The 19,271-nt window shown below is 58.9% G+C and carries 17 protein-coding genes and 4 pseudogenes; 17 read left to right on the top strand and 4 right to left on the bottom strand.

The features are described from left to right. Positions 1 to 187, bottom strand: a pseudogene (locus E4Q23_RS23300) (ISL3 family transposase); the annotation flags it as partial. A gap of 1,997 nt (positions 188 to 2,184) precedes the next feature. On the opposite strand from E4Q23_RS23300, the gene E4Q23_RS14615 reads away from it, so the two are divergent. The 12 genes and pseudogenes from E4Q23_RS14615 to E4Q23_RS14560 all read left to right on the top strand — a co-directional run bounded on the left by E4Q23_RS14615 (position 2,185) and on the right by E4Q23_RS14560 (position 13,370). Then, positions 2,185 to 3,204, top strand: a complete 1,020-nt coding sequence (locus E4Q23_RS14615; protein ID WP_169067312.1) for a GNAT family N-acetyltransferase — start codon at positions 2,185 to 2,187, stop codon at positions 3,202 to 3,204. Positions 3,205 to 3,215: 11 nt separating this feature from the next. After that, positions 3,216 to 4,076, top strand: a complete 861-nt coding sequence (locus tag E4Q23_RS14610; protein ID WP_169067311.1) for a class I SAM-dependent methyltransferase — start codon at positions 3,216 to 3,218, stop codon at positions 4,074 to 4,076. Between the two features lie 702 nt (positions 4,077 to 4,778). After that, positions 4,779 to 5,603, top strand: coding sequence for a class I SAM-dependent methyltransferase (locus tag E4Q23_RS14605; protein ID WP_169067310.1), 825 nt, complete (start codon positions 4,779 to 4,781; stop codon positions 5,601 to 5,603). 106 nt (positions 5,604 to 5,709) lie between these two features. Further along, the gene (locus E4Q23_RS14600; RefSeq protein WP_169067309.1) at positions 5,710 to 6,669 is read left to right on the top strand and encodes a polysaccharide deacetylase family protein; all 960 of its coding nucleotides are present in this window, start codon (positions 5,710 to 5,712) and stop codon (positions 6,667 to 6,669) included. 226 nt (positions 6,670 to 6,895) lie between these two features. Next, on the top strand, positions 6,896 to 7,624 hold the full coding sequence (locus tag E4Q23_RS14595; RefSeq protein ID WP_169067308.1) for a tetratricopeptide repeat protein: 729 nt from the start codon (positions 6,896 to 6,898) through the stop codon (positions 7,622 to 7,624). A gap of 166 nt (positions 7,625 to 7,790) precedes the next feature. After that, the gene (locus E4Q23_RS14590; protein ID WP_169067307.1) at positions 7,791 to 9,023 is read left to right on the top strand and encodes a glycosyltransferase; all 1,233 of its coding nucleotides are present in this window, start codon (positions 7,791 to 7,793) and stop codon (positions 9,021 to 9,023) included. 487 nt (positions 9,024 to 9,510) lie between these two features. Next, a pseudogene (locus E4Q23_RS25265) lies at positions 9,511 to 9,861 on the top strand (oligosaccharide flippase family protein); the annotation flags it as partial. Continuing rightward, positions 9,836 to 10,261: an oligosaccharide flippase family protein gene (locus tag E4Q23_RS14580; protein ID WP_336511698.1), complete on the top strand. Its 426-nt coding sequence runs from the start codon at positions 9,836 to 9,838 to the stop codon at positions 10,259 to 10,261. The pseudogene E4Q23_RS25265 and the gene E4Q23_RS14580, both read left to right, overlap by 26 nt. Positions 10,262 to 10,268: 7 nt before the next feature. Further along, complete coding sequence (locus E4Q23_RS25260) at positions 10,269 to 10,640, top strand: polysaccharide biosynthesis C-terminal domain-containing protein (protein ID WP_423753346.1); 372 nt, start codon at positions 10,269 to 10,271, stop codon at positions 10,638 to 10,640. Positions 10,641 to 10,873: 233 nt separating this feature from the next. Further along, on the top strand, positions 10,874 to 11,227 hold the full coding sequence (locus E4Q23_RS25255) for a hypothetical protein (protein ID WP_169067303.1): 354 nt from the start codon (positions 10,874 to 10,876) through the stop codon (positions 11,225 to 11,227). Between the two features lie 95 nt (positions 11,228 to 11,322). Continuing rightward, positions 11,323 to 11,886, top strand: coding sequence for an asparagine synthase-related protein (locus E4Q23_RS14565; protein WP_169067302.1), 564 nt, complete (start codon positions 11,323 to 11,325; stop codon positions 11,884 to 11,886). A gap of 1,106 nt (positions 11,887 to 12,992) precedes the next feature. Continuing rightward, on the top strand, positions 12,993 to 13,370 hold the full coding sequence (locus tag E4Q23_RS14560; protein ID WP_169067301.1) for a hypothetical protein: 378 nt from the start codon (positions 12,993 to 12,995) through the stop codon (positions 13,368 to 13,370). Between the two features lie 162 nt (positions 13,371 to 13,532). Here the strand turns inward: E4Q23_RS14560 and E4Q23_RS14555 are convergent, their stop codons facing one another. From E4Q23_RS14555 to E4Q23_RS24905, 3 genes and pseudogenes are all read right to left on the bottom strand, one after another. After that, complete coding sequence (locus E4Q23_RS14555) at positions 13,533 to 14,972, bottom strand: sensor histidine kinase (RefSeq protein WP_169067300.1); 1,440 nt, start codon at positions 14,970 to 14,972, stop codon at positions 13,533 to 13,535. Then, positions 14,969 to 15,631: a response regulator gene (locus E4Q23_RS14550; protein WP_169067316.1), complete on the bottom strand. Its 663-nt coding sequence runs from the start codon at positions 15,629 to 15,631 to the stop codon at positions 14,969 to 14,971. The genes E4Q23_RS14555 and E4Q23_RS14550 overlap by 4 nt, the downstream gene beginning before the upstream one ends. A gap of 163 nt (positions 15,632 to 15,794) precedes the next feature. Continuing rightward, positions 15,795 to 15,857, bottom strand: a pseudogene (locus tag E4Q23_RS24905) (hypothetical protein); the annotation flags it as partial. On the opposite strand from E4Q23_RS24905, the gene E4Q23_RS24900 reads away from it, so the two are divergent. The 5 genes and pseudogenes from E4Q23_RS24900 to E4Q23_RS14525 all read left to right on the top strand — a co-directional run bounded on the left by E4Q23_RS24900 (position 15,828) and on the right by E4Q23_RS14525 (position 19,186). Then, complete coding sequence (locus E4Q23_RS24900) at positions 15,828 to 16,031, top strand: hypothetical protein (protein WP_336511699.1); 204 nt, start codon at positions 15,828 to 15,830, stop codon at positions 16,029 to 16,031. The pseudogene E4Q23_RS24905 and the gene E4Q23_RS24900 sit on opposite strands and share 30 nt — an antisense overlap. Positions 16,032 to 16,259: 228 nt before the next feature. Beyond that, positions 16,260 to 16,664, top strand: a complete 405-nt coding sequence (locus E4Q23_RS14540; protein WP_169067299.1) for a DUF1924 domain-containing protein — start codon at positions 16,260 to 16,262, stop codon at positions 16,662 to 16,664. Positions 16,665 to 16,722: 58 nt separating this feature from the next. Next, on the top strand, positions 16,723 to 17,241 hold the full coding sequence (locus E4Q23_RS14535) for a diheme cytochrome c (protein WP_248595462.1): 519 nt from the start codon (positions 16,723 to 16,725) through the stop codon (positions 17,239 to 17,241). Between the two features lie 122 nt (positions 17,242 to 17,363). Next, a complete protein-coding gene (locus E4Q23_RS14530) occupies positions 17,364 to 17,780 on the top strand; it encodes a PepSY domain-containing protein (RefSeq protein ID WP_169067298.1) in 417 nt (138 codons plus the stop codon). Between the two features lie 82 nt (positions 17,781 to 17,862). After that, positions 17,863 to 19,186: pseudogene (locus E4Q23_RS14525) on the top strand (ferredoxin reductase family protein). Positions 19,187 to 19,271: the final 85 nt, after the last annotated feature.

Genomic DNA, 19,271 nt, shown 5'->3' with positions numbered 1-19,271 from the left:
GGCGCCAGGAACGCGCCAAGCGGTCATGCAGCGGCTGCGCTGCCGCACCGCAAGCCGGGCAAGCATGATTGGCCGCGCCAAATCGGACCTGGAAATCGATCCGTCCCGACTCTGGCTTGAAGATGACTTCAGCTACCTGCCAAGGAGCAACGAGGCCCAGAGCCTGGGTGAACAGCGTTTCAATCATGAGGAAGAGGCCGCGAGAGGAAAGGCCGCTATTGTCCTCCATGCCGAGGGCGGCAGACTGCCTTCCTCGGCCCGGAGGAAGCGTAAGCGAGCGGGCAGCGATGTAAAGGGTTCGGCTGCGCCCGGACTGCGCCCGGACTGCGCCCGGACTGCGTCCGCCCTTGACATCGCCGCCCCCTCAAACCGCCAAAACCAGCGCCCGTTCCACACGAAACGACATAGAGCCCTTCTCACCCAGTGCCAATGCCCGTCTCTGCGAACGAATCTGCCCAAGTAAATCTGTGCATCGACTACCCGCCATTTAATGAAGCCGGCCTTCATGATTCCGGCGATGGACGCTTCGTTGTCCTCGAGAACCTCGACGAACACAGCCTTATGCCCTTGCGCGCCAAGTTTTCGTGCGGTCAGAACGAGTGCACGGCTGTAGAGCCCTCGTTTCCGATGCGCACGGACCGTGCCACAAAGTCCGACGAGGGGGGGCCCGTAGATTCAAACCAAGCACCGAGTGCTGGCGAGTCCCGCACATTATCGCGCCGTATGACGCGACTTCCCTGCCGTACCAGACAACGTACAGGCCATCTGCTGCTCCAAGTTCAGCCACAAAACCGGAGGCATTCATCGCCTCAAGAGCACTATGTTCATCCGATGTGAGGTCAGTGGTTTTAGGGTATAACTGGTATTTGTACCCGGCTGGCCACTCAACTGGCGGATGATCAGCGGACATATCATCAACAAAAACCACGCTCCGCCAACGCTTGAAAACCAGTCTCCGGAACAGCGTACGTGCCAATGCGCGAACACCACCAGTTCGCAGCAGCGCGAGGATTTTTTCTATTTTACGCATCAGGACCCATGCCGAAAGAAATAATGAAACGTGGAGTCGCACTCAATTGATCGTCTCCTCGCACCACCGTTGGCAACGGAAAAGCGTGGGCTCGATTTTCGCTGTGGGAGCCGAAGCCCGGGGAAGGCGCAATCGTAAAAAGTGCCCGAATTCTCCGGCGGCCGCGTTCCTGGCTGGCCCGCCGCAGTTAAGCGGCCGAGGATCAAAGGCGATCAGGAGCGAAGCGGTACAAGGTGTTCCGTGCCGGCGCCTGTTCGAGGGTGGTGACAATGGCCGACTTCTGACGGTACCCGACTCCCGCCGCGCGCCACGGCCGTCTCGACGAACGGGCCGTCCTGGCGGCAAGGCCTCCAGACAGTCGCTTCGTTGCGGGAACTGTCTCTGTTGCAGCATATGGAAGGCGGTAGGTGCACGATTCATCCGCTTGACCGAGCTTCGCATCCAACACCGATTAACACTCGGCTTCCCGCAGATTAGGTCTTCCCAAAGCCGCGAAAAAAGCGCCTTGCCCACGCTGACAAAGATCACGATCGGTAAGGTGCATTTCAAATGCGCAGGAAATTCAACGTCGAGCAGTCTAGCCCAGATTCCGCCCAGAACCAACGCCACTGGATCTTGCCCTGTCCTGCGGCTAGCCGATGGCTACACGGCGTCCGGATCTGACCCACGACAAGTGATGAACCCATGGGAGAAGCGGCGTTGCGCCTAAACCGTGTCGCCGCAGCCGAGGGACACCTTAGTGGCTGTTGCCAACATGAGGCTTTACGCTCAACTGCAGCACTTCGCGCAATCTGGAGAAACGGCAATCTGTTGCTGGCGACATGGTCGCCATCCGGCTCGTGGGTTTCTCGACCCGCCTCGCTGCTAATCCGACCCAACCGACCCAGCCAGTAGCCCGGGGCGTTCCCCGCACGCGCAATCGTGCAGAGCGTGCAGATCGACACGGAACTGCCGTGTCCACTCACCCTTCGTGGCAGGCAGGACCTACTGAAACCCCATAGTTTGCTAGCGCCGATCATGGCCAGCGAATCGACCCGATGCGAGAATAAAGTCACCGTTTTCGGACGGAGCTTTCGGTAGACTGTCCGCACACGTCCTGTTACGCTTCCCGGCCACTCTGGCACCACCCACCGCGTCCCTGGCATGCTCGCACAATGAACCCCTCACCACCATCTGCAGAAGCCTCTCCTGCCCATCGCCCGGCTCCGCAAGCCCCTGCCGAGAGCGGCGTCGAGCCACCGCTTCCGCCAGAGATTACCTGGAAGGAGCGTACCGCGTGGCTGAACTTCCGCCTTGGGGATCTACACCTGTTCGAAGCAAAACTACCGGTTCGTACGCCCTCGAACTTCTTTCCCGAGCTTGAAACCGCAGTAAAGCTCGAAGAACTTGTGCCCGGACCAGGCGAAACCATCCTCATCAGCTCGCTCCCGATCAAAGACCCGCTGCCGCGCCTGACGCGCCGCAATGGCGTCCTGCACTACACGCCCCGTACCTACCATCGCTACATGGCCGACCTGACTGGCTCGATCGACGGCATCTTCGAACATATGTCGGGCAAATCACGCTACAACATCCGACGCACGGTAAAGAAATTCGGCGAAGCGCACGGCTCCCCGATCGACATGCGTGAGTACAGGACAGCCGACGAAGTAACTGAATATCTCGAACACGCGTGGCGGGTTTCCTCAACGACGTACCAGGACCGGTTGCTCGACTCCGGCCTGCCACGTGACGATGGATTTGTGCAACGCACCCGCAACTTTGCCGCGGATGGACGTTGGCGCGGTTATCTGCTGTTCGTTCAAGGACAAGCCATCGCCTTTGTCTACTGCTACATGCATGACCGCATCATGCGTTACGCCTACATCGGATTCGACCCGGCCTACTCGAAGGTATCACCCGGCGTCGTTCTGCAGGTTCTCATGCTCGAGCGCATGTGTGCCGAACGCTGCTCACCATGGCTTGATTACACGCAGGGAAATGGCTTGCACAAGGAACTCTTCTCTACGCATGCCTGGCTCTGTGCCGACGTCTGGCTGCTGCATCCGACGCTGTACAATCGCGGACTGCTCGGAGTCCACACCTTCGTCGACCACGTCGGCACTTCGGTCGGGCGTTTGCTCGACCGGTGGGGCATCAAGACCTGGATCAGGCGGCGAATGCGAAAACAATGACAGGTGGGCCCATGCAGCGTTTGACATCCATTCCACCGAGCCCATCCGGAGCAGAAGCACCGGAGGTCGTCGATCAGGCCGCGGACGCCGAATTCCGAAGGGCGGCCCATGCCTTGGGCTGGGATCCCGACTCACTTTGGGTCGGCGGTTATGTCCAGTACGAATGGGATCATGCTCGACATGTCTTCGAGACGTGCACCACTCCGATTCGGGGCGCAAAAGTCCTGGAATTCGGATGCAATTTCGGGGCAACGTCGGTGGTTCTGGCAGCGCTGGGAGCATCCGTCATAGCCGTAGACGTTGATTCTGAAGCCATTGATCTCGCGCGCCTAAACGCGCAGCGCTACGGCGTCCTTACCCACATAGACATCCGTCACGTCGCAGACACCAGGCAACTCCCAATCGACGACTGCACCATCGACATCGTCAGCTGCAATAGCGTCCTCGAATACGTGCCTCATGACATCCTCCCGGAAGTCCAGGGGGAAATCGCCCGCGTACTGCGTCCCGGTGGCACGATACTGATAACGGGTACCAGCAGCCGCCTTTGGCCGCGCGAAGTCCACTCCGGAGTGTTCGGGCCCAACTGGCTACCACGGTTCGTCGACAAGCTCACGGCCCGTTCGCCACAGCGAGGCGTCTGGCCTTGGGAACTTCTCAACGGCTTCGGGCCGGGGTTCGAAAATGCCGATCGCGTGGACGCATGCAGAAGTTATCTCGAGGCAAAGCACCGGATGGGCCTTTCGCCTGGCCGACTCAATGTCCTGCGTGCGATGGCACGGATTACGACCTTGCTCCGCGTGACCCCTGGCCTTCTGACTCCAAGCATATCGGTGAACCTCCTTAAGCGCGACGCGCAGAAAGTGGTCTAGACATAACGCCCAAGGACATCCGCATGCTATGTAATCTAGCCAGCGTGGTGAATAGCCGTCTGCGGTCGCTGACTCGCGAAGATTGCACTCTCACCATTTCTCGCCGATCCCCAAGGCACTCCCGGCCCGCTTCAGCGGATGCACTGTGACGAAGGGGCTCAAGGGCCTGGTGCTGTTTTCTGCTGCTTGCTGCTTCGTACCGTAGAAGACTGAGCTCCCGCGGCGGTGACGGCAAAACCACCCTCTCGCGCGGGCACGCCAACAGGCTCCACCGCGACATCCTGCTCTAGCGGGTCCCGGCGACGGGAAACAGCCCTGAACTCTTACAAATCTAGCCAAACGCGGAATAATTTCACACCCCACGGACCTGCAGTCGTTAGAATTCTTCTGCAGCCCATGCACCCAGCGCGCAATCAGTGACAAGACGAACGACAAAGCGTAGGCAGACGTGCCTCGGTTGCGGCCAGCCGTCGCGAACCAGCGCCTGTCGCCAATACCGCGAGGATTGCCATGCGCAACCATTTATCCGATGCACTAAAACGGTTGCGTGACGCAATCGCCCATGACGAGCATAGAAAAAAAAATGAGCAGCAAGATATCTGACGGCTTATCAACGACCGCCGGCAAAACCGTTTGCCTAGCGCTATCGAAGTCGGCGAATCATCTCAAGACGGTGACGACAAACGAGGTACGGTGTGTTTTATGAGTGAAGAAATAGACAATTATTCCGGCGACCTGGATTCCAGCTCAGACCCAAACTTCTTCAATTATTATGAAAACCAGAGCTTGGCGCCGGCCACCGTAGAACGTTTTACTACAGTACGTGACAAAGCCCTGAAGCTGTTTTTTGGTAAGGACCAGCCAGCCACAAAGGCACTTGACGTTGCGGATATCGGCTGCGGGGCCGGAACGCAGTGTCGGATATGGGCGCAAAAAGGCCATAACGTCTCTGGCGTTGACATCAACAAGCCACTTGTTGAACTGGCACGGCGTCGCTCGCTTGAATCCGGTCTTTCCATCCACTTTGACGTGGGATCGGCAACCAAGCTTCCATTCTCGGATGAGTCAATGGACGTATGCCTCCTACCTGAGCTTTTAGAGCATGTCGAGGACTGGCAGGCTTGTTTACGTGAGGCCGCCCGAGTATTGAAGCCCGGCGGAGTCCTATACCTTAGCACGACGAACGTCCTGTGCCCCAAGCAAGAGGAGTTCAATCTTCCCATGTATAGCTGGTATCCAGGTTTTCTCAAGCGGAAATATGAACGCTTGGCGGTAACAACAAAGCCGGAATTAGCGAATTTTGCGCGTTATCCAGCTGTTCACTGGTTCAGCTTCTATGGACTTTCGTCATTCCTTTCAGCATACAAAATTCGTTGCCACGACCGCTTCGAGATGCTGAATACTGACAAGATGGGAATCGTCCCACGCACTGCTGTGTCGCTTGTCCGCGCGCTGCCGCCGTTACGGTTTTTGGGACACGTTCTTACCCCGGATACTACAATATTCGGGGTGAAAGAGTGCACATAGCCAATCCCCTCCGACTGTGCCCTCGCCAGCCGTCGGCAACCAACGATAAGCCCGCACACGCGGGACGGCAAGACTTGCAGACTCGTAACGACCCACACTCAAGGCGATGAAAGTCTATCTTACCTTTGATATCGAGATTTGGTGCAATAGCTGGGAAGAACTCGAAGCCCGCTTTCCTCGGAGCTTCCAGCGCTACATCTATGGCCGCTCGCCTAGCGGGGATTATGCACTGCCAAAGACCATGGAGGTTCTTGATCGCCACGACCTGATGGGAGTTTTCTTCGTGGAGCCGCTATTCGCGGGTCGTTTTGGCGTCGAGCATCTGGCCATTATCGTCGAAATGATTCGTGCCGGCAAACACGATATCCAGTTGCACCTGCATCCTGAATGGACCGATGAAATCCGCCCGCTATTGTTTCCCGGTGCAAGCGCGAAGCGCCAGCATCTATCCTACTATACGCTGGAGGAACAGAGCACCCTCCTTGACTACGGACGTAGGCTTTTGGCTAGCGCCGGCTGCGATAAAATAACCGCCTTTCGGGCCGGGAGCTTCGCCTGCAACGCGAATACCTACCGCGCTCTTCGACAAAGCGGAATAGCAGTCGATAGCAGCCTCAACGCCGCCCACCCGGATAGCGGAATTGATCTCAGGAACACTCTGGATTTTAACCAACCCCAGAAATTTGAGGGTGTCAGCATCCTGCCAATGACTGTATTTCGCGACGGCTTCGGCAAACCCAGACCCGCTCAGATCGGTGCCTGCAGTTTTGCTGAAATGCGCGGCGCACTGGAGACCGCAGCCCGCAACGGAAGCCAACACTTTGTCATACTTTCCCACAATTTCGAGATGCTCCGACCGGGACGCTGCGATCCCGACAGAATCGTGGTCAGGCGTTTCGAAGCTCTTTGCGCGTTTCTGGCATCGCAGCGTGACAGATTCGAAGTCAGCACGCTGTCTCCTGCGCCAAGCATCGATCGCGAAACGCGGGGACATATTGCCAGCACGAGCCTGTCCGCAACTTTGCAACGCCACGGTGAGCAATTGGCAAGAAGACTTTTGGCTTAACAGATGTCGCCGCAGACCTCGCACTCGCCAGCGGTGCAACTATTGGCACTCCCGCGGCGTTTCACACGGGAAGCCGAATCCTCCACGACTCAGGGTGCACCGCCTTACGCTTACTTTAATTGTTTCATTCAATGATGGTGACGAACTGCTACCCGTCACCATCGGGACGAGCCCGACAGCCAAGCGGTACGCAAAGAGAATCAAGTCACACATAGGAATCCCAAGAATGGTCAATTACCAAAAGCCAAAAAGCTATCTCTTTGGAGCCACGGCGCCATACCTAACCACTGCTCTGGTTCTTCTAAGCGTGGCGACCAACGCTATCGCCGCCAAACCACAAGAAATCACCAGGCAGGAAATGGCCCTGATCCCAATCTACTGCCCATATGCTCAAGGCATGCATTTGCATGAACGATCACGTGAGTACAAAAACTGGGTTGCAAGAACGGGTCCTGGTTTTACGACAATTCATCACTATTGTTGGGGACAAATCAATCTGCTTCGTGCCTTGCGAAGCAGCACACCGCAAGATCAGAGAAAGCACCTCCTCAGCCTGGTCCTTGGTGATTATACGTACGTCATCAACAACAGCCCGCCTGATTTCATACTGCTTCCCGAAATATATACTGAAATCGGAGAAGTCGAGCTTCGCCTCGGCGCATTCAGCGATGCCAACAATTCATTTGCCAAGGCCAGAGCACTAAAACCAGACTACTGGCCCGCCTATTCGCATTGGATTGAATTTCTGATGCAGTCAGGAAACAACACGGAAGCGATGAAAGTCTTGACATCAGGTTTGAAGCACAGCCCGAACTCCAGGGTGCTACGCGAGCAACATCGCCTACTGACAGGCAAATCATCCGGCGCGAATAAGCAAAACAAACCGCTGCCCGATGGCGCTGCCCGCGAAACGGAGACGCCAGAAGCCGAAAAGCCAGCAGGCCGTACAGATTAGCGCCAGGAGAAACGCCCAAATGCGTAGAATTCGCCTTACCATAGACATTCTCCGGTTTGCAAAGAGGTAGCACCGGCTCCAGATAGGCTTTCACTGACAGGCTAAAATATAAAATGGACATTAACCAAACGTGGGACAGCATGTGGCAAATACCAGAAAACTGCTAATGATCGCCTACCACTTTCCTCCCTTCCAAGGGAGCAGTGGCATCCAGAGAACCCTGAAATTCGCGACCTATCTTCACGAGCATGGCTGGGAACCACTGGTTCTCACTATTACGCCTAAAGCCTACGAATCGACCAGTGCGAATCAGCTCAGGGAAATCCCCGAGAACCTTGTTGTCGAACGTGCCCTTGGGCTAGACAGCGCTCGCCACCTCGCAATTCGCGGCCGCTATTTCCGCTGGATGGCACAGCCGGACCGCTGGCTCAGTTGGTGGCCAGGCGCGGTCTGGAGCGGGATGCGAATGATCCGCCGCCATAAACCGGCCGCAATATTTTCAACGTCGCCAATCGCCACGGCTCACATGATTGGACTAAGCCTCTGCAAGCGCAGCGGGCTACCCTGGGTCGCTGACTTTCGTGACTCAATGACCGAACCAGGCTACCCGCGCAATCCGAAGACATGGGAAATCCATCGCAAGCTTGAGCATGAAACAGTCCATCATTGCACACGCGCCGTGTTCACCACAGAACCGACTCGACAGATGTATTCTCAAAGATATAAGGACATTGCACCATCGCGATGGGCGGTCATCGAAAACGGCTTCGATGAAGAGAACTTTCGCGACGCCGAGCTTGACCTCCCAGCGGTTCCGCTTTCAAGGCCAGGGCAGATCACGCTTCTTCATAGTGGTATTCTATACCCCATAGAAAGAAACCCTCGCCCCTTCTTCGACGCTTTGGCAATGCTCAAGCATTCAGGCAGCATCAACGGCTCGAGGCTCCAGATTATTCTTCGGGCGACTGGAAACGACGACTTTTACCGGCCGCTAATTGCGGAACTGGGCATTGGTGATATCGTCCGACTGGCAGCAACGCTTAGTTATCGCGACGCCCTCCAGGAAATGCTGCGCGTTGATGGACTCCTGTTATTCCAGGCCGCCTCCTGCAACCATCAGATCCCGGCAAAGATCTATGAGTACTACCGTTCAGGGCGCCCTATTCTGGGCTTGGTTGATCCCGACGGAATTTCCGCAAAAATGTTGTCGGATGCCAAGGCACGCCATATTGCCGATATAGCCAGCGCAGAAGATATTGCGAAAACGATCCCACGGTTCCTAGAGAGCCTCTCCGCGGGCCTTGAGCCCGGCATATCGAAGCAGTTCGCCATGAAACATTCCAGGAAATCGCGCACAAAAGAGTTGGCCCTGCTTCTCGATGAGCTGGCGAAATCATGAAACTTCTCGCGAATACTGTCGTTCCGCGGTTGCCGGTGACTCACTCCCGACTTACTCCACCAAACGAACTTAGCTACTACTTAGAACGTCTAGACATCTCTGCTTCCGCCCCGCATCGCTGCCATTTCGCTACGCTGGCGTGCGATGGCTTTTTTTTTGCGGTGCACCCCAGAGCCTATATGAACTTTAAATCACAAGTTATCGGCGGTCTAGGGTGGGTTGCCGGAACAAACTTCCTTGGGCAACTCGCCACCTGGAGCATCACCATTGTCGTCATGCGCCTACTCAGTCCGACGGACTACGGTTTGCTGGCAATGGCAAGCGTTTTTTGTAGCATTCCTAGGACTAATGGCAACAGCCGGTTTAGGGCCTGCAATTGTACAGGCAGGCACGCTGGATGACGCAATCCTTCGTCAGCTCCTCGGCTTGATAATCATTGTCAATGCCGTTCTTTTCTGCCTGCTTTACTTCGCCGCCCCAATTATAGCTGATTTTTTTTGACGAACCCAGACTAGTCGTGATTGTGCGTGTCCTGTCTTCGCAGTTTGTAATTTCGTGTTTCTCTGTAATACCTGAGTCGCTATTGGCACGCGCACTCAAGTTCAAAATACGCGCCTTGGTTAATCTTGGAGCTCAGCTTGCCGGTGGCGCCCTAACACTCGCGCTGGCTTTTTCAGGATATGGGGTATGGTCCTTGGTCGCCGGTGCTATATTCTCCACCACCATAAATATGGTCGGCGTTAATTTTGCGGCACCCTATCTTCACTGGCCGCATTTTTCATTCCTCGGCGCAGGGACTTTGATCAGTTTTGGTGGCAAGGTTACGGCCGGGAGAGTTCTGTGGTTTTTTTTATTCTCAGGCAGACATGTTTGTTGCTGGCAAACTACTCGGCAAAGAGGCGCTCGGTTTTTACTCAGTTGCAATGCACCTTGCCTCCCTGCCGGTGCAAAAGGTATCGGGCATCCTTAATCAGGTAGCATTCCCTGCATTCTCCAAAATCCAGAATGACTCGGCGACGGTCAAGCTCCACGTTCTAAAATCAGTACGTATCTTGAGTTTTCTATCTTTCCCTGTTCTCTGGGGGATATCTAGCATTGCGCCAGAAATTGTTCAGCTACTGCTTGGACCGAAATGGGAGCCGGCGATTCTTCCCCTTCAGATCCTTCCCATGATCATGCCGCTTCGCATGATTAGCAACTTTTTTACCGTCAGCTGTGGATGCGATTGGTCGCCCTGACATCACGATGAAAAACCTTATCGGTGCGAGCATAATAATGCCGGTCGCTTTCCTTATTGGCTGCCAATGGGGGGTCAAGGGTCTATGCATTGCATGGTTAGTTGGATTCCCTTTGGTCTTCCTTATCAATCTAATGCGTTTATTGCCCGCAATAAATATCCGGGTCAGAGACCTCATGGGAAGCATGATTCGGCCGGCGCTTTCCAGCATGCTCATGTATGGTAGCGTGGCCTTGGTCAGACTAAGCATGCCCGAAGAAGGGTACGTCGAGTGGCGCCTCCCGGTGATGATATTGGTCGGCGCACTGGTTTATGGTGGTGTCGCGATGACTGCGAATCGTAAAGACTTCCAAGAGGTACTCGGGGCGCTAAAACGATAGCAGCCGTAGCTTATAAAGGAATGTATCATGACGATTTTTGCTGGAGCTTTTTCTCTTGCGCCCGGCCTCGAGGTCCCGAGAGTTTTGAAGGACGCCGTTTCGAGAAACCTCCGTAGGGTCGATGACGACAAAGGGAGCCGGCAAACCCACTGTACGCCCAAGTTGTTTCTTACCAAGTGGGATTCTGGCGCTTTTTCCGAACCAGCGTGGCGGGAAACACCCGATGGTTCGGTATGTACAATCGCTGGCGATCCTCTCTTGATCGAAGCTGGTCACAGATTGAATCGCGAAAAGCAAATGTCGATAATCAGCCTACCGAGGGTTCAGTTAGTTCGACTTCACTAGCAAAGTGCCGCGGCTCTTTTTCGCTAGCCCACTATTCGGCTAAAGACGATCGGCTTTACCTGGCTACCGACGCTGTCGGCTTGCGCTCCGTTTACTATACGATTCAGGGCGGGTTTCTTATTTTCTCTACCGCACTTCGCATCCTCGAAGATTTGCCGGAGGTACGAAAGAATTTGTCTTTCCTTGGCATGGCAGAACTCGGGGTTTTTTTCGTTCCCACTCGCCGAGCGGACACCGTATGAGGGTATAAATGTTTTGCGGGAATGCCAGATACTGTCGACGACTGGGTCCGACGTCACGCTGCGCAGCTACTACGACTGGGAAAAACCGGAGACTTTTGCCAATAGCCCTGTGGATTCGGCCGCCAAACTTTATAGCACTTTTTTATGAAGCGGTTCGCATACGTGCTGGTGACGACATTCGTTCATATAGCTTTCTAAGTGGCGGCATGGATTCGCGCGCAATAGTGGCCACACTGATAAAGATGGGCCGACACGTCGAATCGCTGAACTTTTCTTCTTCTGGCTCACAAGATCAGTACTATGCGCAACAATTTGCCGAAACCACCACAAGCCAGTGTCGGCTGAATTATTATTCGGGCGGAGTTTTTCCGAATTTTTCCTTTCTGGCTCTTGCTGCAAAAGCCAATCTTGAAAGAGGGGAGCACACACCAGTAGATCGGCCGCAGTTGATTTGGTCCGGCGACGGTGGCAGCGTCGGGCTCGGGCATGTTTACATGGATGAGCGCATGCTGGAATTCGGTGACAAGGGAGATATCGAGGGCATGGTGAAGCATTTTTTTCGACGTAAACGCACTAGCGCTTCAACACGGCATTCTCACAGCACCTGCTCGAAAGAAGCTGCCCCAAATGCTGCTGAAAAGCGTCTTGGACGAGGTTAACAGGTACCCACGAGATGATATTGGTCGGCGCCTTTATTTTTTTTCTTCTTTTTTAACGACCAGCGCCGCCATCTATTCAAGCATTTCGAAACAATCGACCAGCACGGATTGGAGTTGCTAGTCCCATTCTATGACGCCGAGTTCCTAAAAGCCGTGGCGGCAACCCCCTCTCGCTGGGGTATTCTGCATCGCCTTTATGCGAGTTTTTTTTCAACACCTGCCCGAGTTTGCACTCAAAACACCGTGGCAGACCTACCCGGGACATCAGCCTTGTCCAGTGCCCCCCGACAAAAATGCAAGTTATCAGTGGGAAAAATCACAAAAACGAGGCAAGGGGACCCTTGTTGAGCGCAGCAAGACGGCAATCCAGATAGCCGGCTCGTTCAGACGGGATATGGAGCCGCAAGTTTTTTCTCGGACGAGAGTCTGGCGAGCAGCACTGGTACATGCCTTGGGTATTAGAGACTATTGGTATACTTTGCGCCTGTTGCAGATCTATCGTCATTACGACTGCATCTCGCGGGGAGATTAATAAACGGCTTATTGCAGATGACTCCTGGTAATCAGTCAGTTTCAGTCAGCGATTGGCGGACAGCCCGGTGATCTGCGACAACCACGAAAATCCGGCACCATGCGGCACATGGGCACGGGTGCGGACATCATCTAGGGCGGATCGGCGGCAAGTCGCGGCCAAGTGGCGCCGTTTGCCGAGGTGTTGGTGACGCTGCTGCCGAGCCGCTGGCACCCGCCCACCAACTGCTGGAGCCCTCGCCGCACCCAGCGACGTCGTCGTGAGCACGGGTCAGGACGCCTTGTTGCGAGTGTGCTGCCGACAAATGCGATGATGGTGGCCGGCCCACCCGGCTGTCCTTCGGCAGCCGTTCGCAAGCCGCCTGCGAGCACGCGCCCCTTGATCAAGCACCACGGATCAAGGGACAGCCCACAGAACTCGATAGCGACAGGGCGGTGCAGTAGTCATTTCGAGCACGCGGCATGGCCATGGAATTATCCCCGGCCATGCTTCTTGTGAACGCGCGGACGTGATACGTTTCCGCCTGTGCCGGCAATGGTGCTGCGCAAGCTCACAACTTCAAGGATAGAGAGAGATGGCCAAGAGACAGTTTGAGGCGATAGTGCCGGCGGAGGCTGGCTGGGTAGTGATTCACGTCGACACTTCGGCGAAAGACGACATCAAAAAGTGGAGCATCACCGAGCACCTCAACGTGATTGGCTTCGGCGTGCGCGCGGACGACGGCTACCCTGTGCCAATCACCGCCATCGGTCCGATCACGCTGTGCAACATGGATGATGGCGGTGACAAGACGCACGACTGCTATACCGGGTTCTTCCTGCAAGCGCCGAACGGCTGGATTACCGGGGCCGTGCCGGAGACGAGATGGCCTGATCTCGACAGCTTCGTCAATCAGGCCGCCCACGTTTATATCGGCATGGGACGTATTGAGCATAGCGAACTCGTCGTCTGAAGCGCGCAAGGGCGGTCGCGCCGCGGCTCGCTTCGCGCCGCGCGTTGGTGCAGACAATCATCGCCCCGTCTGGAGGCGGTAGGCGGCTGCGCCTCCACGCAATTACCGAGCAGGTGCATGATTGCGTGAAGGGGCCCGGGTGTGGCGACGGGGACCCGTCGCTCACGCCACCGCCGGCAACCTCAATACCACCCGCAAACCACCTAGCGGCGAGTCGGCCAGGCTCGGCTCACCGCCGTAGAGCTGCGCCAGATCGTCGACAATCGACAGGCCCAGCCCGGAACCCGGCACCTGCTGGTCGGCGCGCACACCACGGCGGAGCACGGCATTGCGGTCGGCGGCGGCGATTCCCTGGCCGTCGTCGTCGATAGTGATCAGCAGATCCTCGCCTTCGGCACGGGCGGCGACTTCGACGTGGCGGCTGGCCCACTTGCAGGCGTTGTCGAGCAGGTTGCCGAGCATTTCCTGCAGGTCCTGCTCTTCGCCGCGAAAGGCCAGACTCTCGGCGATCGGCTGCAGGAGCAGTTCGAGCTGCCGCTCGGCGTGAATCCGGCGCATCGTGCGCAGTAGCGCTTCGAGCGCTGGTCGCAGCGGCGTGCGCGCGCCGGGGACGCGCAGGGTCGCCGCGGCCTGCGCACGCGAGAGGTGGTAGTCGACCTGGCGCTTGGCGGCATCGACCTGGCCGACGACCAGGCGGGCGAGTTCATTGTCCTTCCCGTTGGCGGCGTTGGCGAGGACGCTCAGCGGCGTTTTGAGCGCATGCGCCAGGTTGCCCGCTTGCGTGCGCGCGCGTTCGATGACCTCGGAGTTTTGCGCCAGAACGGTATTGAACTCGTCGACCAACGGCGTGATCTCTGCCGGAAACCGGCCTTCAAGGCGTTGCGCATCGCCCTTGCGAACGCGGCCGAGTGCGGCGCGCAGGCTGCGCAGCGGCGCCAGTCCGACCATTACCTGCACCAACGCGGCGATCACCAGGCCGGCAGCGAGAATGCCTAGCGCCAGCGAGAGCTCGCCGTTGAATCTGCTTAGCGGCTCAAGCATCAGGGTCTCGTCGGCGGCAATGATCAGCCGAAAAGCGCGTGCCGCAGGCTTGGCTCCGGCAGTTGTGCCGCTGCCCTCGTCGATGCGTACGACGCGTTCGACCATGCCCAGCCACCCGCCACCGGGACCGGCCACGCGGTGCTGATGAATCTCGCCGTCTGCCGGGGCATCGGGCGGCACGGCGAGCACGCTGTCCCAGAGCGAACGCGAACGCAGCAGGCCGGCGCGCGCCGCGCGTGCCTGGGCTGCGTCGCCCTCGGCTGCCAACGCGTCGACCTGCCAATAGAGCCCGCTGTACGGCAGGCTCAGGCGCGGGTCGCTCAAAGGCACCGACAGCGTCGCCTGCTCTTCGCCGTCGACCGCCAGATGGGCGGTCAACTGGTTGAGGTGGGTTTTCAGCTCGGCGTGGAACTGCGTCGCCACGTGTTCGCGAAACAGGCTGCTCAGGCCCCAGGCGGCGACCGCAATCGACGCGGCGATCCAGAACAGCGTTCCGGCCAGGAGGCGGATACGCAGCGAGCCGCGCGCGGCAAGCGGGAAGTGCGGGGCAGGCACGCTCATCCGCCCGCGGTCAGGCGATAGCCGAGGCCACGCACGGTTTCGATCAGCCCCGGCGGCAGTTTCTTGCGCAGACGACCGATGAAGACCTCGACGGTGTTCGAGTCACGATCGAAGTCCTGCGCGTAGATGTGCTCGATGAGGTCGCTGCGCGAGATCACCTGCTCGCGATGGTGCATCAGATAGGCGAGGACACGATATTCGTGGCTGGTCAGCGTCAAGGCCTGGCCATTGACGCTTGCCCGGCTGTTGCGCGTGTCGAGCGTCAGCGGACCGCAGAGCAGTTCGGCGCTGGCGTGGCCACCGGTGCGGCGAATCAGCGCACGCAGGCGGGCGAGCAGTTCTTCCATGTGGAAAGGCTTGCTCAGGTAGTCGTCGGCGCCGGCGTCAATGCCGGCGACCTTTTCGGGCCAGCCGTCGCGGGCGGTCAGGATCAGCACCGGCATGGCCCGGCCGGCGGCCCGCCACTTCTTGAGGACGCTGATACCGTCGAGCTGCGGCAGACCGAGGTCGAGAACGATAGCGTCGTAGGAAGCGCTGTCGCCAAGGTGGTGGGCGTCGACGCCGTTGCTCGCGGTATCGACCGCGTAGCCTGCCGTGCGCAGCGCGTCGGCGAGTTGCTTCTGCAACAGGGCTTCGTCTTCGACGATCAGGATGCGCATCAATGCTGCTCCCCAGCCGGCTCGCCGCGTCCGCACCACGGCGTTCGTCGTCACTGCCACGACGCTCGCCTTGCCCGCGCTCCTCGCGCTCCTTGCGCCCCTTGACCCCTAGAATGCTGCCATCACGCGCGTCGACCTTGAGTTTAACCAGCGATCCGCCGCTGCGCAGCAGCTTGATCTCGTACTCCCAGCGGCCGTGCTCGCGCTCGAGCTCGACTTCGACGATCTGCCCCGGATAAGCGCGCTCGACGCGTTCGAGGATCACCCGCAGCGGCAGCACCTCACCGGCTTCGAGCGCCTGACGCGCACGATCGTGGTCGCCGCCGTGACGGTCGCCGGCACTGCCGGCGCTGACGACGGTACTCGCCCACGCGAGGAGCAGCGCAGCAATGGCCAGTAAAGTATTTCTCAACTGATTCATCTCCATAGTTTAACGGGCACAGACGCTTTCCAGACCGCTGCGCGCGCCTTGTAGCGGCCTGGCCCGCCCGTTCTACCGCGTTGCAGCTGAACGCAGGATGAACGAGCGCTTCAGCATCGGTTCAGTCAGCGCCGGGCAAAGTAGCGCCATGTCAAACCGAAGCGAAAGGGCACACCCATGAAACACCACCCGCGCAAGCAACCAGGAATGCTGCTATTGACAGCGACGCTGGCGCTCCTGCTCAACACAACGGCGTTCGCCGCACCCCGCGACGAGCTGCTGGCCGGCTACGCCGCGGCGGCGAAAAGCGCCGACCCGGCCTTCGCCGGTTTCTCGGCAACACGCGGCGAAGCCTTCCATCGCCAGTCATTCGCCGGCGGCAAAGCCGATACCCCGGCCTGCACCAGCTGCCATGCCAAGGACCCGCGCACATCGGGCCAGACGCCTGCCGGAAAAGCCATCGACCCGGTGGCCTTGTCGGCCAGCCCCGGCCGCTATGCCGACCCGGCAAAGGTCGAGAAATGGTTCAAGCGCAACTGCAACGAGGTGCTCGGCCGGCAGTGCACAGCGCAGGAAAAAGGCGACTGGCTGAGCTTCATGATCAGTCAGTAAGCCCGCGCAGGAAGCGATCCACAGCCACACGCAGGCAAGCACTGCCAAGGAGAATCTGATGAAGCCAATGAAGCCAATGAATGCAATAGCTCTGCCCTATCGCCAGATCGCGCTCGGCCTGCTCGCGATCGCCTTTTCGGCACTCGTTTTCCAACGCGCGCAGGCCGGTGGCAGCCATTACTTCCCGCCGGTTGGCGACCCGGTGGTCAAGGAGGAATGCGGCAGTTGCCACCTCGCCTTTCCGGCCTCGATGCTTCCCGCCAGTTCGTGGAAGCGAATGATGGGTGAGCTGACGAACCATTTCGGCGACGACGCCAGCGTCGATCCTGCCACAGCCAGGCACATCACCAACTATCTGGTGAGCAATGCCGGCGATACCGGCGGCCAACGCTACAGCGACAAACTACTGCGCGGGACGTCGACGAGCAAGGCGCCGCTGCGCATCACCGAACTCGACCGCTGGGTCAAGGAACACCGCGAAGTTCCCGCCTGGGAGTGGCAGCACAAGGAGGTGCGCAGCAAGGCCAACTGCCTGGCCTGCCACGCCGGTGCCGAACGCGGCTACTACGACGATTAAGCAGCGCAACTTCCACAACGCCAGAGGAACCGCTGCTTCACAAGACGTTCAGAAAGCGCCGCGCACCCTTGTCCCGCCCTCACCTGCGCCTCCCCACAGCCCACCAACCGGAGATTGCCCGCATGACACTGAAAAGAATCCTTCCTGCCCTGGCCATCGGCATAGCCCTCGGCGCCGCCAGCACATGGGTCACCCCTGCCTTCAGCGACGACAAGCGTGCGCCCGCCGCCGCTGGCCCTGCTGACCGGCAATGGCTGTCGATTCCGCAAATCGTCGACAAACTCGAAGCGGCCGGCTATCGGAACATCGAGAAGATCGAACGCGAGCACGGCAACTACGAAGTGCGCGCCACCAACCGCGATGGCAGGCGCAGCAAGCTCTACGTTCATCCGCAGACAGGGGAAGTCATCGACCATCGCCAGCGCGAGAGCGACGAAGGTGGCGAACGAAAAGGCGCCTCGGCCGACTGCAACGAACGGCGTTGCCGCGACGACCTGCCGCCGAGCGCCGTCGATGTGCCTCGGCCTGCCGGCAAATGAGCTCGAATTTCCATTCGCCGGGCGCCTCCCCCGGCGCCGGAGACTCCCCTGCCTGACCCACTGACGGAACGATGCGCTGACCATGAAAACTGCTCTCACCCTGATCATCACCCTCATCACCCTGGCCTGGGGCTGGGATGTACTCGTCGCCGGTACGCCCTCCGGCGGCGCAGCACTTTGGGTACTGCGCCAGGAGGCCCTCTACCTCAGCGGCCTGCTCTCGATCGCCCTGATGTCGGTGGCGATGTTTCTGGCCACCCGCCCGACATGGCTCGAAGCCCCACTGGGAGGCATGGACCGCGTCTATCGCACGCACAAGTGGGCGGCAATCCTGGCCTGCGTTTTCGCTGCCCTGCACTGGTTGATCGAAATGTCGAGTGACATCCTGAAGGCCATCATCGGCCGCGAAGGGCGAGTGCCCAAGGAAAACTTCGGCGGCTTTATCGAAGTGCTGCGCGATCTCGCCGAAGACCTCGGCGAATGGGCGATCTACGCACTCCTGGCGATGCTGGCCATCAGCCTGTGGCGACGGTTCCCGTACCGGGTGTGGCGGTTCCTGCACCGGGCAATGCCAGTGCTCTACCTGATGCTCGCCTTTCACGCGCTCCTGCTGGCGCCGACTGGCTACTGGACGCAGCCGGTCGGCGTACTCCTGGCGGTGCTCATCGCCGGCGGCGTCTACGGCAGCGTGCTCGCGCTGGGCGGACGCATCGGTCGCTCGCGCCAGGTGCGCGGAAGCGTCGTTGCGCTCGACCATCCGGCTGCCGATGTGCTTGCCGTGCGCTGCCGCCTGGACGCTGGCTGGCCGGGGCATCGGCCGGGGCAGTTCGCCTTCGTCAGTTTCGACGACAGCGAAGGTCAGCATCCCTTCACGATCGCCAGCGCCGACCACGGCGACGGTGAAATCAGCTTCCAGATCAAGGCCCTCGGCGACTATACGCGACAGCTCGCGCGGCGCCTGGCCGTCGGCCAGCCGGTGCGCATCGAAGGGCCCTACGGACGCTTCGACATCGCCCGCCAACAGCTCGACGCGCAGCAGATCTGGATCGCCGGCGGCATCGGCGTCACACCTTTCCTCGCCTGGCTGGAAGCGCAGCAAGCCAGGCCCGCCGATGCGCCCGCCTGCCGATCTGCACTACTGCACGCGGGATCGCGACGGGGATCCTTTCGTCGCCCGCCTGCAAGCGCTGTCCGCGCAGCTTCCCGGTATCCGCCTGTACGTGCACTCTGCCAGGCAGGGTCAGCAACTCGGCGCTGAAGAGCTGGCCGCCGCACACGATCGCGCACGCCCGGCCGAGGTCTGGTTTTGTGGCCCGCAGGGACTCGCCGACAGCCTGCGCAAAGACCTGCACGAGCTGTGGCAGGGTCGCCTGCGCTTCCATCAGGAGGCATTCGTTATGCGTTGATCGGGTAATGCCGGCAGTGTGGAGCAAGCGAATGCCTCGCCATGAGCGCTTGCGTCGACGACGCTGCCCCTCGCCCGCCTGGCCG

Origin of the sequence: Candidatus Accumulibacter phosphatis, assembly GCF_012939955.1 — a bacterium.
Classification (GTDB): domain Bacteria; phylum Pseudomonadota; class Gammaproteobacteria; order Burkholderiales; family Rhodocyclaceae; genus Accumulibacter; species Accumulibacter delftensis.
This window is presented reverse-complemented; position numbering and strand designations above follow the sequence as displayed.